Here is an 18,002-nt window from a genome sequence, read left to right on the forward strand (position 1 = left end):
CCTACTTGTGCGGGGTGAGCTCGAACGAGGTGGCGCCGTTGTCCCCGGCGGGAATGATGGGGACGGTTACCGAGGAGGGGTGTTCGGGGTCCTTGTAGATGGACTGGGTGGCTGTTTCGGTGCGGGTGCTCTCGCCGAAGGGTTCGCCGGTGTTGGGGTTCGGGGCGTATTGCGGATAGTCGCTGCTGGACAGGGCGATTCGGATGCGGTCGCCCGCCTTGAACTGGTAGCTGGTGGGCCAGATCTTGATGGTGAACTGGTAGGGCTGGCCAGGCACGATCGGGGTGGGGTTGGTGAGCGAGTCGCGGAACGCGGCGCGCAGGATGCCGTTATTGAGGTTGATCGCCGAACCGTCGGGGGCGAGCACTTCCAGGCGTGCGACGAAGTCGGTGTCGACGGCCGTCGAGGCGGCCCACAGCTGCACCGTGATCGGGCCGGTGAGTTCGGTGTCGGTGCCGAGCGGTTCGGTGTCGTAGGTGAGTACGTCCGTGCGCTGTTCCACCGCGGCCTGATCGAACGGTCCCTGCGGTCCGGTACCCACACCGCAGCAGGAGTGGCCGCCGACGCTGGGCGCCGGATCGGTGGGGTCGTAGAGGTAGCGGTCGGGTTCGGCCGGTCCGCTCGGTGCCTGCTCCACCAGCTTGCCGGTGCGGCCCGCGCCGCCGTTCTCGCCGTCGCCGCTGAAATAGTAAGTCTTCCACTGGGTTTGCGGCAGCGGCCAGCTCGGCGCCGACTTCCACCGGTTGGCGCCCATCACGTAGTAGTCGACCCGCGGCTTACCCGAGACGCCGTTGTCGACGCCCTTGAGGAAGTGGTCGTACCAGGCCAGCATCAGTTCGTTGATCGGGCTGTTGCCCACCGGGCCGAGCTGATCCAGTTCGGGAGCGATCGTCGACGTGGGCCGCCCCCAACCGAGGTGGTCCCATGGGCCGATCACCAGTCGCTGATTCTGCCGCGCTTCCGGCGTCCCGCCCTTGTCGACCATGCCGGTGAAGTTTTCGATGCCGCCGGCCAGGAACGAGTCGTACCAGCCCTGCATGTCGAGCACCGGTACCTTCACGTTCGGGTAGCGCTCGCGGATGCTCCACTTCTTCCAGTAGTCGTTGTAGGTCGAGTTGCGGATCCAGTCGAAGTACCACGGCGCGACCGCCGGATTATTCGGCTGCAGCGGCGGAAAGTCCTTGTACGGACGGAAATTCATCCACGAGGTGGCGTTCTGCATGGCCGCGCGGATCTGCTCAACGGCGGCGGTGTCGCGGCGGTGCTCGGCCGCGGCGAGCCCGATGGTGCTCACCGCCCACGGTTCGACGAAGCCGAGGCGGAACTGGCCGCCCTCGTAGGTCCAGCCGTCGTAGTAATCCGATGAGGTGTTGGCCGGGACGATGGTGGTCAAATGCGGTGGGGTCTCGACCGCGGCGAGCCACTGGGTCGCGCCGATGTACGACGAGCCGTACATGCCCACTTTGCCGTTCGTGCCGGGCAATTGGGCGGCCCACTCGACGGAGTCGTACCCGTCCTTCAGGTCGTTGTCGAACTCGGTGAACGTCCCGTCCGACTTCCCGATCCCCCGAATGTCTTGAATCACCACCAGATAGCAGTGCGAGGCGAACCAGTCCGGTGTCTGGTAGCGCGAAGGTTGTACCTGCGCAGCCGATTTGCCGTACTGGGTGCGCATCAGGATGACGGGAACGGGATCCCTGGTCTTGGGCCGATACACATCCGCCCGCAGTACCGTTCCGTCCCGCATCGCGCCCGGGACATCGGTCTCTTTCGCGACTTCGCATTTCCCGCGCCCCTCTTTCGGCGGCCAAGCCCCCACCTGGCCCGGGGCTCCCGGCTGCGTGGTCGACGCGTCATTGGTGTCGGAGCCCGACGTGCATCCGCCGACCAACACGCCGACGCATACCACTGCGGTGAGCAAGCGACCGATGCCAATACCCTGACCGGACAAGCTGATACACCTCCCGGAGAGGCGCTACCGGACACTCGACGCGTGCCACCCAGCGGTGAGAGAACGCCTCCGTCGAGCCGATGCTATCAAGAACACGAACATACCTCCCATGAATTGCGTCCCGACATCCACTCCGGCTCGCCCGAATCGCGCCTCTCGATGCCTGCGCCGTCAGTCAGTTGGGGCGCTGTCCGTCCAGGAAGTAGACGGCTTCCCAGAGGTGTCCGTCGGGGTCGGTGAAGTAGCCCGAGTAGATGCCCCAGGGGCGCTCGAGGGGCGGGCGGACGATGGTGGCGCCTGCCTGATGCGCCTGCGCGAGGATACGGTCGACGTCTTCCCTGGTGTCGACGAAGTAGCCGAGGCTGACGGGGGATCCGGCGATTCGGTCGAGGGGAAGAGCGGCGTCTTTGGCGAGATCGGTGCGCGAGTAGAGCGCTAGGACGAGACCGTTGTCGAGGGTGAACATTGCGGCAGCACCGCCGGGCGTGTCGCGGTCGCCGACGTGCTCGGTGCCGATGATGCCCGGCGAGGACAAGCCGAGGCCATCGCTGTAGAAACGGAACGAGCGTTCGAGGTCGCTCACAGCCAGGGTGATCGCGTTGACGTGGGCTTTCATACCTGCACTCCTCTGCTTCGGACCGATTGTCTGTGCAGATCTAGTCAACTCCTCGCGGCGTCAGGTGGTCTTGAACGAATCGGACAACCGGTCACGCGGCGCGCGACGGTGATGATTTCCGGGCTGGACTCCGTCAACGGACTGCGATCCCAATCCCCGAACTGCTCTGCGACGACCAGGCCCGCGTCGGCCAGGAAGGTAGCCAGCGCGCCCGCGTCGGGGAATCGCAATGTCGTGTGACTGACCTCGGCCTCGTCCCAGCTGTCGCTGGTGAAGGTGTGCGTGAACGACACCAGGTCGCCCTCGACCGGCTCCGCGACCCGGCACACGCATCGCACCACCGCACCCTCCTCGTCCGACACCTCCCCCGAGTACCGCCGATGCCACGTCTCCCATTCCCGCACAGCCGGATTGCGGGTTTCGAACGCGAAACTACCGGCGTCGGTCAAGGCCGCCGCGATCACCGCCAAGGTGGTCCGCAGTTCATCGTCGCCGACGAGCACTTGGAACGCATGACCGGTCATCACCACCAAGTCGAACTGACGGTCCCACCCCCGTATCGCCCCCGCATCCCCGAGCACCCACTCGATGTCGCCCCGTTCCCGCGCCACCTCCAACATCCCCCGAGCCGGGTCCACCCCACACAACCGACCGCTGTGCCCGTCCACCCGCGCCCGCCGCAGCAACGCCCCCGTCCCACAACCGACATCCAGCACCGACCGCGCCCCCATCACCAACGGCAGATAGAACGTGAAATCCCCCCGCCCCTCCCACGGACTGAACCTGTCGTACAACGCAGCAAGCCGCACCTCATCGAACACCCTGTCGACCATGATCGAAGAGTGCCAAAGACCACCCCCTTCCGCGACCCGATTTCCCCCTCACCCCCGCACCCGCCGGATCCCGGCCGGTGCGGGGTGACGTAACCGAACGCTAGGACACCCGGTATGCGCTCACAGGCGGAGCAGGTTGGGCCAGGTTTGGGACCAGGGGGCGTGGGGTTGGTCGCAGCGCCAGATGGTGACGTCGCGGGTGGCGCCGGGGAAGCCGAGGCGGGCGTCGGCGCGGCCGATGGGGGTTATCGAGGCGAAGAGGGGGGCGACGTCGGCGGGGTCGTTGCCGACCCATAGGACGGTGGTTGCGGAGTCGGGTGGGGTGCCGAAGTAGCCGAAGCCGCGGTTGGGGCTGTAGCTGGCGGGGAGGCCGTAGCGGGTGCGGTAGACGTCGAGTGCGCTTGCCTGCCAATAGGAGTCGGTGACGATGACGGTATCGGCACGGGTGGATTCGGGGAGAGACAGGTAGGCGGTGGCGGTCGCGTCGGCGAGTTCGGGCCAGCCGAACCTGCCGTAGACGGTGAGGGCGAGTCCGGCCTCCACCTCGTCCTTCGGCGGGGCGATGTCCGCCTCGGACTGCCATGGCGTCGAATACGCGACGACCGCAACGGATACCACGATCAGCGCGATGGTGAGAATTTTGCGCCAGCGCGGTGGATGCTGAGTCCAGCGGACCGCGCCCGCCGCGATGATGGCCGCGTAGCACCCGGCGGCGTAGTACGACCTGCCGTCGGTGGCGATGAAGGCAACGGCGAGGAGCAGCGGGACGAGGGCAAGGAATCGCCACGGACGCAACGGTTCCCACCGAAACAGCGTTACGATGCCGTAGATCAGCAGCACCCCGCCGAGCACGCCCGCGGCGGCCACGGCGAAGGGCAGCCAGGTGTAGCGACCCCCGACCGTGGCCTGCTCCTCGGCGATCTGCGCACCGAGCCGTAGTTGCGGCCAATCGTGGGTGGCCTGCCAGACCAGGCTCGGCAGCGTCACGACGACGACCAGCACCGCGCCAAGCCACAGCACGGGACGCCGCAGCAGATCGCGCGGACCGTAGCTCAGCACACCGATCGCGACCGCCATCCAGAAGAACGGGATCAACCACTTCACCTGCATATCCAGCGCGGTGGCCAGCGACGCCCACAGCAGCAGCGAGTCCTGCCGGGTCCGCACCCAGCGGATGAGCAGCCAGCTGATCAGCACCCACAGCGCCGTGTCGATGGTGTTGGTAGCCAACTGGGTTCCCTGCACCAACAGGAACGGCGAGGTGGCGTAAGCGGTGGCGGTCAGCATCTGCGCGCCGCGTGAACCGCCGAATTCCCTGGCTATCTGCGCGCTGATCAGCACGGCGGCGACCGTGACCAGTGCCGCCGGAATGCGCAGCGCCACCAGCGATCCCGGTGCGAGCAGGTCCATCAGTCGGGCGATGGCGGGCACCAGCGGACCCTGATCGGCGTAGCCGAAGGCCAGCCTGCGCCCCGCGGAGATGAAATACAGTTCGTCGCCGAAGAACCCGTACCGGCCCAGCGACGCGAGCAGCGCGACGGCGGCGACAACAGCGATCGCGCCTACCCCGGCCAGCGCGAAGGGAGGCAGCGGATCTCGCGTATCTGCCTGCGGCACAGCGGTTCCCACCATACTAGTCATCGTTGCCCACCTTCCGGGTCGCCACATCGAACAAGCGGCACACGTGCACCGCGTACGCATCCAGGTCGAAGTCTTCGCCGCGGACGGCGCGACCGGCCGCACCGTCGATCGCGTCCCGTATCGACTTGGCCATCAGCTCCGCGTCGAACTCACCGAAATCCCCGGCCTGCTGCCCCTCGAGCAGGATCTGGATCAGCGGCTCGATGATCTCCCGTTCCCCGTCGGCCGAGGCGAACCGTGGATGCCCCTGCGCGTCACGCAGATTCAGCACCACGTCCATCAGCGCCGCGACATAGTTCCGGTTCGCATCGATGAAGCCCAGATTCGATTCGATATAGGCCAGCAACATGTTTCGCGGCCCGACCGCCGCGCCGACCTTCGGCCCGATGTATTCCGCCGCCGACACGTACAGCTGAATCACCAGCTGCGTCATCAGGTCGTCCTTGCCCGCGAAGTGGTAGGAGATGACCCCCTTGGAGATCCCGGCATGCTCGGCGATCCGCGCCAGTGACGCATTGCCGTAGCCGACCTCGGAGATCACTTCCACCGCGGACGCGATGATCTGGCGACGCCGCGCCTCCTCGATGAACGACCTCGGTTGGCCATCCGAACCATTTTCTGACCGCATGGCCAGATTTTAGCACGATCAGCCAGTGAAGTGCGTGGTGCTGCCCTGCTCCCACCCCGGATCGCCATCCTTGATGAACCCGAGCCAGCTGCGGCGCATCTCGTCGACCAGGCCCTGCGGCCGCTCGCCGCCGAGCATGGGTGCGTGCTGCCACGCCGCCGCGCTACCGAGCAGGAAAGCCAGTTCGAGGCAGTGACACGCACCGAACTCGCTGTGCCCGGGATGCCAGTCGAACTCGTAGCTCCAGGCATTGCCGCCGTGCTCGATGAGCGACTCGCCCAACTGCCGGGTTGGCGCGCGGAACAACTGCTCCGACACCGCCTGCATCGCGGTCCAGTCGTCGGAGAAGAACGCTGCCGCCTCGTCCCACGTCGTGCCCAGCAGGATCCGCATACCGTCCCCGCGCCGGCTCACCGTGTCCACCGGGTCGGCGGCAACTACCCTCCCGTCCCCCACCAGTTGAAAGGGCGGTATCACCCGCGACGGTGCGGCCGCTCGGCTCGCGACAGCCAATTGCGCGGCCAGCAACGCACCGACCGGCACCTCGCCGAGCTGGTCCGCCTCGATGCCCAACTCCTGCAACAACATCGCGCCGGTCCGCGCCGCCTCATCCGGCGTCGCGGGCAGCATGCCGAGCGGTGCGCTCTGCAGAATCGCCTGCTGGAACAGTCCGCTGCCCCCCTCACCCGACAAGATCGCCACCAGCGAGATCGCGCCCGCGGACTGGCCCGCCGCGGTCACCCGGTCCGGGTCACCGCCGAACGCGGCGATGTTGTCCCGCACCCAGGTGAACGCGGCGATCTGGTCGAGCAGACCGAGGTTGCCGTCGCTCACCCCCGGCAACCGAAGGAACCCGAGCGCACCGAGCCGGTAGTTGACCGTCACCACGACAACGTCACCCTGCGCCGCGAACTCTGCCCCGTCGTACCAGTCGAGTCGGCCTGCGCCACTGGAGAATCCGCCGCCGTGCAGAAAGACGAGCACCGGATGACCCGCTCCCGGCGGTGCCCACACGTTCAACGAGAGGCAATCCTCCGCCTGTGGCACCTCGAACGGCCCCATCACCCGTTCCAGCCGCGACGGCAATTGCGGTGCGGCCGGACCGAATTCGGTGGCGTCGCGCACATCGTGCCATGGCCGCACCGGCTGCGGTGCGCCGAAGCGCGCAGCCTGCGCGTACGGAATTCCGCGGAAGATGGTCACCGGACCGTCGGCAACGCCGCGCACCTTGCCCGCAGCGGTCTCTACGATCATCGAACGATTGAGCTCACTGGTCATGCGTTCGAGTCTGCCCCGCCCAGGTCCACCGAGCCACCACGCGCCGCTCCCCGACCCGTCACAACGGATTCGGTCACCGAACTACACCTGCAAGATCCTCCGTTCGGAGGACGCCGCGCCTACCACCGGCCGCCATGCTCAGGTGATTCCAACCTAGGAGGAGAACATGATGATGCGCCAACGCGGCATGATCGCGGCCCTCGGCGTCACCCTCGGTGCCGCAGCGGTCACGGTCCTCGGCAGCACCGGCACCGCAAACGCCCAGGACTGCACCTTCAACCGGCAACTCACCGGTGCGACCGTGACCTGCCCGGCCGACCCCGCCCGCTGGGGCATCGTCGACATCACCTGCGTCGGCCCCTACCTCACCTACGGCTTCGGCCCCGGCCTGGGCCCCTACAACCAGTGGGCTTTCGGCAACCTCTCCCAGGGCGTCACCGTCCCCTGCATCGGCGGCTATCCCAATATGGGTCTCGGCATCCTCACCGACGTCCGCCTGCGCTGAGCAGCGAACGAAGGGGCCGCGCCCCGTCGAGAGCGCGGCCCTTCGTTGTTGTCCGCGCGCCAGCGGAGCGGGGTATGTTTCCCTTCGTGGGAGGACGGTTGGCCCTGGTCGTCGGGTCGGAGTGCGCGGCACTACCGGAATTGGGCTTCGTCCATCGCCTGGCCACTGACCTGTACGCCAGTCTCACCAGCGTCGGCGCGTGGGCACCGGCGACCGCGCACGCCGGACCCGTAATCAATCCTGGCGCAAGTGAACTCGCAGACGTCATCGGCACGGCCTTCGACACGGCAGGAGACCGGCAGGCAAGCTTGCTGGTGGCCTTCATCGGACACGGCATCACTACCGGTCCCGAAGACTTCTACCTCCTCGCCTATGATTCGCCCGCGCTGCCCGACTCACGAACGGCTGTGCACCTGACCCAGACGATCCGGGAACGGTTGAATCGGTCCGCGCTCGACGGCCTTGTCGTCCTGATCGACGCCTGCGAGGCCGAGGAAGGTGTGCGCGGCGCGGCGCGACGATGGACCGACCTGCTCGCCAGATCGGCGGGACGGGTGGAACTGCTGGTCGCCTCCGACGACGGCCCCGCCTACGAAGGCTGCTTCACCAGAACGATGCTCGGCGCGTTCGAAGAAGGCCTCGCGGCACGAGGCGAAAATCTGCTCCCCTCGGATCTGGTCGACCCGATTGCCGCACGCTGCGTTCAGCAACGCCCGCAACATCTTTCCTACGCTATGGGCAACGAATCCGCATCCCCCGGCGGCGACCCCGGCCTCTGGCTGGTCCCGAATATGGCTCGCCGCCGCGATGCATTGACAGGCCGACCAGCCGCCGGGTTCGTCGATCACCTCACTCGTCGGCTCCGACTGACCGGCACCATCCGCGAACGACTTACCGAAATCGTCGAGAGTGGCAGTCACCGCCTGCGTGCGGTCGTAGGACCGCCTGCCGCCGGGAAATCGACCGTGATGGCGATGCTGATTCGGCCCACCATCGTGGATGGCTTGCCGATCGCGCCCGAATACGTCACTGCGGCAGTCTTTCTGACGGTCAACAGCTCGATGGAGGCCGTCGCGGCCGAACTTTCGGCCCAGTTGAGCAGCCGCCTCCGCGGTTTCGATGACGCGCTGCGCGAAGTCCGATTGCTCGCCGAGCGAAGCGATCCCAAGCCGGACACCTTCGACATCGAGGTCAGGCTGCCGCTCGCCCGCCTCGCGTCGCCGGGAACACGAGTCACGATCGTGCTCGACGGGCTCGACCAGCCCGAAACGGGCAGCCGCGATCTGCTTATCCGCGCGATCGCGGACCTCACGACCAGTGCTGAATTCACCCACGTCCGCCTGGTGATCAGCATCCGCACCGGAACCGGGGTCGAAGACGCACCGGAACTGGCGCACATGCACCGGATTACGTTGTCGGAGCCGTCTGCCCGGGACATTGCCGACATCCTCCTGGGATCCACGCGTTCCAAACTCGCCCGCTACCACTCCGAGGCGTGGGTCAGGTGGATCGATGCCCTGCTCGCCGAAACACCTACCAGCGTGTTCAGCGGCTCGCATGCCGTTGCGGGTGGCTGGTTGGTGGCGCGGCTGCTGATCGAGGTCGACTCCATGGTCACACCCGCGGAGGTCAGTCAGGGAATCGGGCTGGACACGCTGATAGCGCACCGGGTCGGCGATGCGATCGTGGCCGCGGATCCGGCCATCCGCACGGCAATCGGTCCACTGCTGGGGGTGCTGGTCGCCGCCGGCGCGGGACCGGTGCTGCCGATCGAACTCGCGGCGGCCGCGATGGCGCAGCTCGGCGCGGAGTTGAGCACTGCGCAGATCCGCGACCTAGTGGTTGGGCTCGGGGTGCTGGTCAGTCGCAGTCGACCGGGTGCGGCAAGCGAGGCGCTTGGTGTCACCCACGGCGCGCTGCTGCCCGCGCTTATTACCGAAACGTCAAGGCTAGGAATCGAAGTCGAAGACGCGCATCGGGCGATCACCGCCGCTATCGAAGCCGACTCCGCCGATCAGGCCGCGGAGTATGCCCGCGACTCAGCGGTCCGCCACTACTTGGCCTACCGTGACGGCGCGGCGGCCGTCGCCTATCTCGAGAACACGGTGGCGAAGGTTGTCGAGGACAACCGGGAGACTTGGGCGGCGTGGCTGCCTTCCTTCGTCACCGTGCTCGGCCTCGACGCACCGGCCACCCTGGCCGCACGACACAACCTGGCCGTCTGGCGGGCCGCGAACTACCAGACCAGAAGAGAAATCGTCGAATTCGCGCAAGCGCTGACCGCCCGCCTCAGAGAACGCGGCCGTCACCTGCCGGAGATGGGCTCTATACCAGGAATCGACGAAGACGATGATCTGACGACGATCGCCGCCGAATTCGAGCAGTTGCTGACCGAGCGCCTCCGCGTCCTCGGCCCCGACCACCCCGACACACTCACCACCCGCGGCGCACTCGCCCAATGCCGAGGCAAGTTAGGTGACCCCGTCGGGGCCGCCGCCGAACTCGACCGCGTCCTCACAGAGCACCTGCGGGTCTTCGGCCCCGATCATCCCGACACACACGCCGCACGCCGCGCGCTCGCCCATTGCCACGGCGAGGCCGGTGATCCAGGGCGTGCTGCCGCGGAGTTGGACAAGCTGCTCGCCGACCGCAGCCGTCTGCTTGGCGGTGCCGATAAGGAGCGCACACAGCTGAGCTACGAGATCGCGGACTGGTATTGGCGGAGCGGCGAAACCCTCTCAGCCATAGGCCGATTGACAGAGCTGCACGCCGAGCAGGTCGAAGTACTGGGTCCAGACCATGACTCCAGTCTCGATACTCGATATCGGCTTGCCGTACTTCGGGGAGCGAGCGGCGACACCGCCGGTGCCATCGAAGATCTCGGAGCGTTGCTGTCCGACCTCCACCGGCTTCACCGCGACGACGATCTGCTCACCGAGATGGTCGCATTGCAGCTCCATCTCCTCCGGGAACCACCGGTCAATGAAGCTCCATGAAGCAGCTGAACACGAAAAGGCCGCGCTCCCAAGGGAAGCGCGGCCTTTTGTTCGGCTGAAGCCCTTACAGGTACTGGCCGGTGTTGGACTCGGTGTCGATCGCCCTGCTGGCGCTGGCGTTCTTGCCGGTGACCAAGGTGCGGATGTAGACGATCCGCTCGCCCTTCTTGCCCGAAATGCGGGCCCAGTCATCGGGATTCGTGGTGTTGGGCAAGTCCTCGTTCTCGGCGAACTCGTCCACGATCGAATCGTAGAGATGCTGGATGCGCAGGCCGGGGTTGCCGGTGTCGAGCACGGCCTTGATGGCGTACTTCTTGGCCCGGTCCACGATGTTCTGGATCATGGCGCCGGAGTTGAAGTCCTTGAAGTACAGGACTTCCTTGTCACCGTTGGCGTAGGTGACTTCCAGGAAGCGGTTGTCCTCGCTCTCGGCGTACATCCGGTCGACGACCCGTTCGATCATCGCGCGGATGCACAGTGCCTTGTCGCCACCGAACTCGGCGACGTCGTCGGCGTGCAGCGGCAGCGTCTCCGTGAGGTACTTGGAGAAGATGTCCTGTGCCGACTCCGCGTCCGGCCGTTCGATCTTGATCTTCACGTCCAACCGGCCTGGCCGCAGGATGGCCGGGTCGATCATGTCCTCGCGGTTGGAGGCACCGATCACGATGACGTTCTCGAGTCCCTCGACGCCGTCGATCTCCGACAGCAGCTGCGGCACGACCGTGGTCTCCACATCGGAGGACACGCCCGAGCCACGGGTGCGGAAGATCGAATCCATCTCGTCGAAGAACACGATCACCGGCGTACCTTCGGACGCCTTCTCGCGGGCCCGCTGGAAGATGATCCGAATATGGCGCTCGGTCTCGCCGACGAACTTGTTCAGCAGCTCGGGGCCCTTGATGTTCAGGAAGAACGACTTGGCTTCCTTGGCATCCTCACCACGCGCCTCGGCGATCTTCTTGGCCAGCGAGTTGGCCACCGCCTTGGCGATGAGCGTCTTACCGCAGCCGGGCGGACCGTAGAGCAGCACACCCTTGGGCGGGCGCAGCGCGTATTCGCGGAACAGATCCTTGTGCAGGAAGGGCAATTCCACGGCATCGCGGATCTGCTCGATCTGCCGACCGAGACCACCGATGTCGCCGTAGTCGACGTCCGGAACCTCTTCCAGCACAAGGTCTTCGACCTCGGCCTTGGGGATGCGCTCGAACGCGAACCCGGCCTTGGTGTCCACCAGCAGCGAATCACCAGGGCGCAGTTTGCGAATCGGGTAGTCGGGGTCTTCCAGATCGTCGGCCTCCGCGAGCTTGCCGAGCGGGCCTGCCAGCCAGACGACGCGCTCCTCGTCGGCATGACCGACGACCAGCGCGCGGCGACCGTCATCGAGGATCTCCCGCAACGTGCCGATCTCGCCGACCGCGTCGTAGATGCCTGCCTCGACAACCGTGAGCGCCTCGTTGAGGCGGACGGTCTGACCGTATTCGAGGGTCGAGGTCTCGATGTTCGGGGAACACGTCAACCGCATCTTGCGACCCGAAGTGAACACGTCGACCGTCTGATCGTCGTACACCCCGATCAGGATCCCGTATCCGCTCGGCGGCTGACCGAGCCGATCGACTTCCTCACGCAAGGCGACGAGCTGCTGCCGCGCTTCCTTGAGTGTGTCCATCAGCTTGGTGTTGCGAATGGTCAGCGAATCGATGCGGGCTTCCAATTCCCGTGCACGATCCGGCGAATCGGCGAGTTGCCTGCGGAGTGCAGCCGCTTCGGCGCGTACCGCCTCGAGCTCTCTCCAGGCCGCCGAATCCGAATTCTCGATGGGGCTCATGTGCTGCTCCTCCCAGTCCCGGTCTATCAACGCTACCGGGCGCGAACCGTTCTCGCTTTCCGACATGGTTTCGTCGTGATCACATCTGGGCTGCGATCGACGGGCGGATGACCATGTTAGCCTGCCCTAACCCGCACTCGGTGAGCCCACTCGCCGACCGAGCCGAAAGGTTGCTGAATATGCTCCTTCCCGCCAGGATTCTCCGCGTTTCCGTTGCTATCGCTACTACCGCGCTTGCCGCTACCGTCGGGCTCGCGGCCTGTAGTTCTGATGACAACAAATCCGATGACAAGGTCTCTTCCTCCAGCGCAGTGGCCTCGAGCAGCACGGCGGCGACCGGCGCCGTCGCGGCGCCGACCGCCGAAACACTGCAGGGCGTGCTCGTCAAATTGTCCGACCCCGCTGTACCCACCGCTGACAAGACCAAGCTCATAGTCGACGGCGAAAAGCGCACGGCGAACATCGATCAGATGAACAAGGGGCTGGCAGGCTACACACTGACCTACGCAGTGGCCGACATCACAACGCAAGGCAATACGGCCACCGCTCAAGTGACCATCACCTCGCCGCACGGCGCGGTTCCTCCCATGCCGCTCACCTGGGAGAACGTCGACGGAACCTGGAAGCTCTCGGATGCGAGCGGTTGCCTGATGCTCGGCTTCGCGCAGGCGCCCTGCGTTCCCGCCTGACCCGAAGCGGAGGCCCAGGGTGTTGCGGGCACCCTCGGCCCGGCGCGCAACGCGCGCGTCAGCCCTTCGAGGGCCTGCGCTGCGGCTTGGGGGTCACCGTGCCCTCAGCAAGCCTGCGCGCGCTCACCAGGAACGCCGTATGGCCCTGCATGCGATGCTCGGGGCGCACCGCGAGACCGACCACGTGCCAGCCGCGCACCATCGACTCCCACGAGCGCGGTTCGGTCCAGCATTCCTGTTCGCGCAGCGCCTCCACCACCTTGGACAACTGGGTGACCGTCGCGACGTAGATGATCAGCACGCCACCAGGCACCAGCGCCTTGGCCACGGCGGGCAGCGCGTCCCACGGCGCCAGCATGTCCAGCACCGCGCGATCGACCGGCTCGCCGTCGAAGTCCGCGACGTCCCCCACCGTCAGCGACCAGTTTGCCGGTCGTTCGCCATAGAAGGTTTCCACGTTGCGAATCGCATGCTCAGCATGATCCTCGCGAATTTCGTACGAAATCACCTCGCCCTGCGGCCCGACGGCACGCAATAGCGAACATGTCAGCGCGCCGGAGCCCGCGCCCGCCTCCAACACGCGCGCGCCGGGAAACATGTCGCCCTCGTGCACGATCTGCGCGGCGTCTTTCGGGTAGATGACAGCGGCGCCGCGCGGCATGGACAGCACGTAATCGATCAGCAACGGGCGCAAGGCCAGATACGGGGTGCCGTTGGTCGAGTTCACCACGGTGCCTTCGTCGGCGCCGATCAAGCTGTCGTGCTTGATACCGCCGCGGTGGGTGTGGAACTCCTTGCCCTCCTCCAAGACCACCGTGTACAGGCGCCCTTTGGCATCGGTCAGCTGTACCCGGTCACCGAGGGTGAATGGCCCGGTCCGTCTGGCCGTCATGAATCTCCGTTCGCTGGTCGAGCAATGCTCTGATCGGTAGCGCACCGGCGTGTCGGTGCCGCCGGATAGCCTGCCAGGTATGAGCTCGCCCGTGTCCACGCCCCCTGCCGACGGTGCGCCAGTGCCCGATCCCGGTGCGGCGGCGGGTCGCTCGCGACCCGCGCTCTCCCCTTCGCGGGCAATAGATTTCAAGCAGTGCCCGCTTAAGTACCGGTTCCGGGCGATCGATCGGATTCCCGAGGCGCCGACCCGGCACGCGGTCCGCGGCACGGTGGTGCACGCGGTGCTGGAGGACCTGTACGGGCTGCCCGCGAGCGAACGGCGGCCACAGCAGGCAGAGGACCTGATCGTGCCCGCGTGGGCGCGGGTGTCGGCGGAGCGGGCCGAGGTGGCCGAGTTGATCAGCGACGACGAGCTGGCCGGTTTCCTCGGCGAGGTGCGCACCTTGGTGCGAACCTACTACCGGCTGGAAGACCCGACGCGCTTCGACCCGGAGTCAAGGGAAGCGCGGGTGGAGGTCGAGCTCGATGACGGAGTTCTGTTGCGCGGCTTCGTCGATCGGATCGATGTCGCGCCGACCGGACAGTTGCGCGTCGTCGATTACAAGACCGGCCGCTCCCCCGGACCCACCCAGGAGACCAGGGCGCTGTTCCAGCTGAAGTTCTACGCGTTGGTCGTGCTGCGCACCCGCGGCATCGTGCCGACTCAGCTGCGCCTGATCTACCTGGCCGACGAGCAGATCCTCACCTACGCGCCCGACGAGGAGGAATTGCTCCGCTTCGAGCGCACCTTGTCCGCCCTCTGGCAGGCCATCCTCGAGGCAGGCCGCACCGGCGACTTCCAGCCCAACACCAGCTGGCTCTGCTCCTACTGCGACTACAAACCCCTTTGCCCCGAATTCGGCGGCACCCCACCCCCCTACCCCGGCTGGCCCGACGGCGGAACCACCGAATCGCCGGACGAAACCCTCGCCGATGCGGTAGCCGACTGACCCCTGGTGTTCCTGGTCCCCTTTGATCTGCGGCGGGGCAAGCACTACGACGAGCACGCCCCGGCCAAGGCACGCGGACACCCTTGCCCATCCGCCATCCGCCATACGCCCAACACCCAGCAGCGCGCCTCGACCACGCACGAAACACAATGCCGCGCACCAAACCTCACCCCGCGCACGAAATCCCTTGCGATTTCGTGCGCAGCGCGAGGATTCGTGCGCGGCGGCGCGAGATCAGAGGGTGAAGGTGCGGAAAAGGACGATCGAGAGGCCTAGGCCGACGAGCAGGTTCACCAGTACCGCGGAGCCGAAGACGACTATTGGGCGCCAGCCTGCTTCGCGTAGGCCGCGCAGGGAGAACTCGAGGCCGATGGAGACGAACGCGAAGATCAGGAACCAGGTGCGCAGGTCGTTGATGATGGCGATGTGGGCGGTGCCGGACTTCTTGTCGACGGACTGCAGGTACAGCGTGCCGATCACGGAGGCGGCGAGGAAACCCAGGACGAACTTGGGGAAGCGGTCCCAGAACTGCCGCACGGAGGGCCGTACCGCACCGGCGGCGCGTTCCACCTTCACCGTGAAGTACGCCGTCAACGCGATCGCGACGATGCCGATCAGCGCGTTCTGCGTGGTCTTGACAATGGTGGCGATCTGCAGCGCCTTCTCCCCCGCGATGGCGCCCGACGCCGCGACCGCCGCCGTGGTATCGATATTGCCGCCGATCCAAGCGCCCGCGACAGCATCGGAAAGTCCGAAAACATCGGCGAGCCAGGGCAACACGAAGATCGACGGCAGCGCGAAGATGATGACCAGTGAGGCCGCGTAGGCGATCTGCTCACGCTTCGCCTGCACCGCACCGGCGGCCGCGATGGCCGCGCTGACGCCGCAGATCGACACCGCCGAGGACAGCAGCGCCCGCAGCTTGTCGTCGAGCCCGAGCCGCCCGCCGAGCCACCAGGTGAAGCCGAACACCACGGTGATCAACAGCAGCGCCTGCAGAATCGCCGGACCCGCCGCGGTCACCAGGATCTTCAGGTTGATCGAGGCACCGAGCAGCACCACCCCGGTCTTGATGAAGAACTCGGTGCGGAAACCGGCCGAAAGTCGGTCACGCAGTGCGAGTTTGGCGAGAATGACATTGCCGAGCAACCCGATCGCGATGGCGTACACCGGGAACTCGATCGACTTCGCCACCCTGGTGAACGGGGTATCGGCCGCCCAGCGCGGCACTTGCGTGTCGAAGTAGCGGGTCAGCGCGCCGAGCACAACCACCACCGCGATCCCCGCCACCACGGCACCCACCGTGGGACGCGAGACCGCCTGCAATGCCGCTGTTTCCGACTTCACCGGCGCGAAAGAGTCCGCGCCCGTAGCTGTTTCGGACGTGGCGGTCACCACGCCACCCTCGACAGCGGACCCACCGGACGTATTGCCGTCACGCGCTTCGATATCCGGCATCACGGCACCAGCCAATCCGGAATCACGCCGAGCAGAACCAACGCGATCAGCGCCAGTCCGACGATCGCCGCCAGCCAGTCCTCGCTCCAAGCGAATGTGCTACCCGAACGTTCCTCGGGCGATGTCTGTGACACGGGTGTGCTCCTTGCGTTCCTCATCGAGAGGCCGCACGGTAGCAACACCCGGTCACCAGGCGCACCGGTTGCGTTCAGCGTGAATTATTCACGCATACAAGACAAAACAGGCGCGATAATCCGGCTCAGAAAGCCCGGCACGAGCGGATGTCGAAGGCGAGGATGGCTTTGGCGCCGAGCTCGGCGAGCTGGTCCATCACCTCGTTGCCCTGCTTGCGCGGCACCATCGCGCGGATCGCGACCCAGCCCTCGTCGGCGAGCGGGGACACCGTCGGCGACTCGAGACCAGGGGTGATCTCGACCGCCTGATCGAGCAGCTCCTTCGGGCAGTCGTAGTCCAGCATGATGTACTGCTGGCCGAACACGACGCCCTGGATGCGGGCGATGAGCTGGTTGCGGGCCCGTTCCTGCTGGTCCGAGCCGGTGCGCTCGATCAGAACGCCCTCCGAGTCGCACAGCGACTCACCGAAGGCGACCAGGTTGTGCTGGCGCAGCGTGCGCCCGGAGCCGACCACGTCGGCGATGGCATCGGCGACGCCGAGCTGGATGGAGATCTCCACCGCGCCGTCCAGCCGGATCACCTCGGCCTCGATGCCGCGCCGTTGCAGATCGGCCAGCACCAGGTTCGGGTAGGAGGTGGCGATGCGCTTGTCGTACAGGTCTTCGACCTTCCATGCCTGCCCGGCCGGGGCGGCGTAGCGGAAGGTGGAGCGGCCGAAGCCGAGGGCGAGCCGTTCGCTGACCGGAGCGCTGGAATCGAGCGCGAGGTCGCGGCCGGTGATGCCGAGGTCGAGTTCACCGGACCCGACGTAGATGGCGATGTCCTTGGGCCGCAGGAAGAAGAATTCCACCTGGTTGGCCGGGTCGAGTACGGTCAGGTCGCGAGAATCGGTGCGCCTGCGATAACCGGCCTCGCTGAGGATGGAGGTGGCGGCTTCGGACAGGGCGCCTTTATTGGGGACTGCGACGCGCAGCATGGGATGGGGTCCTTTCGGAAGGAGAAACTGCGGAGTAAGACGCGGCCGTCACAGATGTCGGTACACGTCTTCGAGCTTCAGTCCACGACCCACCATCAGCACCTGAACCCAGTACAGCAGCTGCGAGATCTCCTCGGCGAGCGACTCGTCGCTCTCGTGCTCGGCGGCCAGCCACACCTCGCCGGCCTCCTCGAGCACCTTCTTACCCTGGCTATGCACGCCGGCGTCCAGCGCGGCCACGGTTCCGGACCCCTCGGGGCGGGTAACCGCACGTTCCTGCAGCTCGGCGAACAGGGTTTCGAAGTTCTTCATGATGAGCCATTGTTTCAGACCCGTGTGCGGGACCGTTGCTCCGGCCCATTCCGGGTTTCGGCGGCACTCGCAGCGGCGAACATGCCGGGCGTCCTGAGGCCGGTTGTTCGCGCCGCGCCGACCGATTGTTCGCCCTGTGCCACCTCGTCCGGCCCCGATGGGGCCGGACGGTGAGCTCGCCGCAGCCCATCCCACGCGGTGCTCGTGGCGCGCGGCCTCGCGGGGCCTCGAACCGGGTGCCGGTCAGCGCACCGGCCGCGCCGGGAATGAGCGCCG

16 protein-coding genes are annotated in these 18,002 nt (G+C 66.5%); 4 read left to right on the plus strand and 12 right to left on the minus strand.

Annotated features, from left to right (window positions below):
- Position 1: 1 nt before the first annotated feature.
- The 6 genes from KV110_RS26185 to KV110_RS26210 form a co-directional block, all read right to left on the minus strand.
- Entirely contained in the window at positions 2-1,747 is a 1,746-nt protein-coding gene (locus tag KV110_RS26185) for a CocE/NonD family hydrolase (protein ID WP_218478898.1), read from the minus strand.
- 379 nt (positions 1,748-2,126) lie between these two features.
- Positions 2,127-2,567: a VOC family protein gene (locus KV110_RS26190; protein ID WP_218469917.1), complete on the minus strand. Its 441-nt coding sequence runs from the start codon at positions 2,565-2,567 to the stop codon at positions 2,127-2,129.
- A 44-nt stretch (positions 2,568-2,611) separates the two neighbouring features.
- Complete coding sequence (locus KV110_RS26195) at positions 2,612-3,400, minus strand: class I SAM-dependent DNA methyltransferase (protein ID WP_218469918.1); 789 nt, start codon at positions 3,398-3,400, stop codon at positions 2,612-2,614.
- A 120-nt stretch (positions 3,401-3,520) separates the two neighbouring features.
- On the minus strand, positions 3,521-5,041 hold the full coding sequence (locus KV110_RS26200; RefSeq protein WP_246633983.1) for a glycosyltransferase family 39 protein: 1,521 nt from the start codon (positions 5,039-5,041) through the stop codon (positions 3,521-3,523).
- Positions 5,034-5,669, minus strand: coding sequence for a TetR/AcrR family transcriptional regulator (locus KV110_RS26205; protein WP_218469919.1), 636 nt, complete (start codon positions 5,667-5,669; stop codon positions 5,034-5,036). Before KV110_RS26205 ends, KV110_RS26200 begins: the two co-directional genes overlap by 8 nt.
- A gap of 18 nt (positions 5,670-5,687) precedes the next feature.
- A complete protein-coding gene (locus tag KV110_RS26210) occupies positions 5,688-6,947 on the minus strand; it encodes a carboxylesterase/lipase family protein (RefSeq protein WP_218469920.1) in 1,260 nt (419 codons plus the stop codon).
- Between the two features lie 166 nt (positions 6,948-7,113).
- On the opposite strand from KV110_RS26210, the gene KV110_RS26215 reads away from it, so the two are divergent.
- Positions 7,114-7,452, plus strand: a complete 339-nt coding sequence (locus tag KV110_RS26215; protein WP_218469921.1) for a hypothetical protein — start codon at positions 7,114-7,116, stop codon at positions 7,450-7,452.
- An 86-nt stretch (positions 7,453-7,538) separates the two neighbouring features.
- Positions 7,539-10,448 carry a tetratricopeptide repeat protein gene (locus KV110_RS26220; RefSeq protein ID WP_218469922.1) on the plus strand — a complete coding sequence of 970 codons (2,910 nt, stop codon included), beginning with the start codon at positions 7,539-7,541 and terminating at the stop codon, positions 10,446-10,448.
- Between the two features lie 64 nt (positions 10,449-10,512).
- Here KV110_RS26220 and arc read toward each other — a convergent pair whose 3' ends face one another.
- Positions 10,513-12,273 (minus strand): proteasome ATPase, encoded by a 1,761-nt coding sequence (gene arc / locus KV110_RS26225; RefSeq protein WP_218469923.1) that lies wholly within the window; start codon positions 12,271-12,273, stop codon positions 10,513-10,515.
- Between the two features lie 179 nt (positions 12,274-12,452).
- Here arc and KV110_RS26230 point away from each other — a divergent pair, with 179 nt between their 5' ends.
- Entirely contained in the window at positions 12,453-12,962 is a 510-nt protein-coding gene (locus KV110_RS26230) for a WKL family lipoprotein (RefSeq protein WP_218469924.1), read from the plus strand.
- 58 nt (positions 12,963-13,020) lie between these two features.
- Here the strand turns inward: KV110_RS26230 and KV110_RS26235 are convergent, their stop codons facing one another.
- Positions 13,021-13,854, minus strand: coding sequence for a tRNA (adenine-N1)-methyltransferase (locus KV110_RS26235; protein ID WP_218469925.1), 834 nt, complete (start codon positions 13,852-13,854; stop codon positions 13,021-13,023).
- A 79-nt stretch (positions 13,855-13,933) separates the two neighbouring features.
- Here KV110_RS26235 and KV110_RS26240 point away from each other — a divergent pair, with 79 nt between their 5' ends.
- Positions 13,934-14,845 carry a RecB family exonuclease gene (locus tag KV110_RS26240; protein WP_218469926.1) on the plus strand — a complete coding sequence of 304 codons (912 nt, stop codon included), beginning with the start codon at positions 13,934-13,936 and terminating at the stop codon, positions 14,843-14,845.
- Positions 14,846-15,079: 234 nt separating this feature from the next.
- Here KV110_RS26240 and KV110_RS26245 read toward each other — a convergent pair whose 3' ends face one another.
- The 4 genes from KV110_RS26245 to KV110_RS26255 form a co-directional block, all read right to left on the minus strand.
- The gene (locus KV110_RS26245; RefSeq protein WP_218469927.1) at positions 15,080-16,303 is read right to left on the minus strand and encodes a YeiH family protein; all 1,224 of its coding nucleotides are present in this window, start codon (positions 16,301-16,303) and stop codon (positions 15,080-15,082) included.
- Positions 16,303-16,437, minus strand: a complete 135-nt coding sequence (locus KV110_RS41860) for a hypothetical protein (RefSeq protein ID WP_281427684.1) — start codon at positions 16,435-16,437, stop codon at positions 16,303-16,305. The genes KV110_RS26245 and KV110_RS41860 overlap by 1 nt, the downstream gene beginning before the upstream one ends.
- Before the next feature lie 125 nt (positions 16,438-16,562).
- Positions 16,563-17,414 carry an ATP phosphoribosyltransferase gene (gene hisG, locus KV110_RS26250; protein ID WP_218469928.1) on the minus strand — a complete coding sequence of 284 codons (852 nt, stop codon included), beginning with the start codon at positions 17,412-17,414 and terminating at the stop codon, positions 16,563-16,565.
- Positions 17,415-17,462: 48 nt separating this feature from the next.
- Positions 17,463-17,726, minus strand: coding sequence for a phosphoribosyl-ATP diphosphatase (locus KV110_RS26255; protein WP_218469929.1), 264 nt, complete (start codon positions 17,724-17,726; stop codon positions 17,463-17,465).
- Positions 17,727-18,002 lie beyond the last annotated feature (276 nt).

The organism is Nocardia iowensis, from assembly GCF_019222765.1.
Taxonomy (GTDB): domain Bacteria; phylum Actinomycetota; class Actinomycetes; order Mycobacteriales; family Mycobacteriaceae; genus Nocardia; species Nocardia iowensis.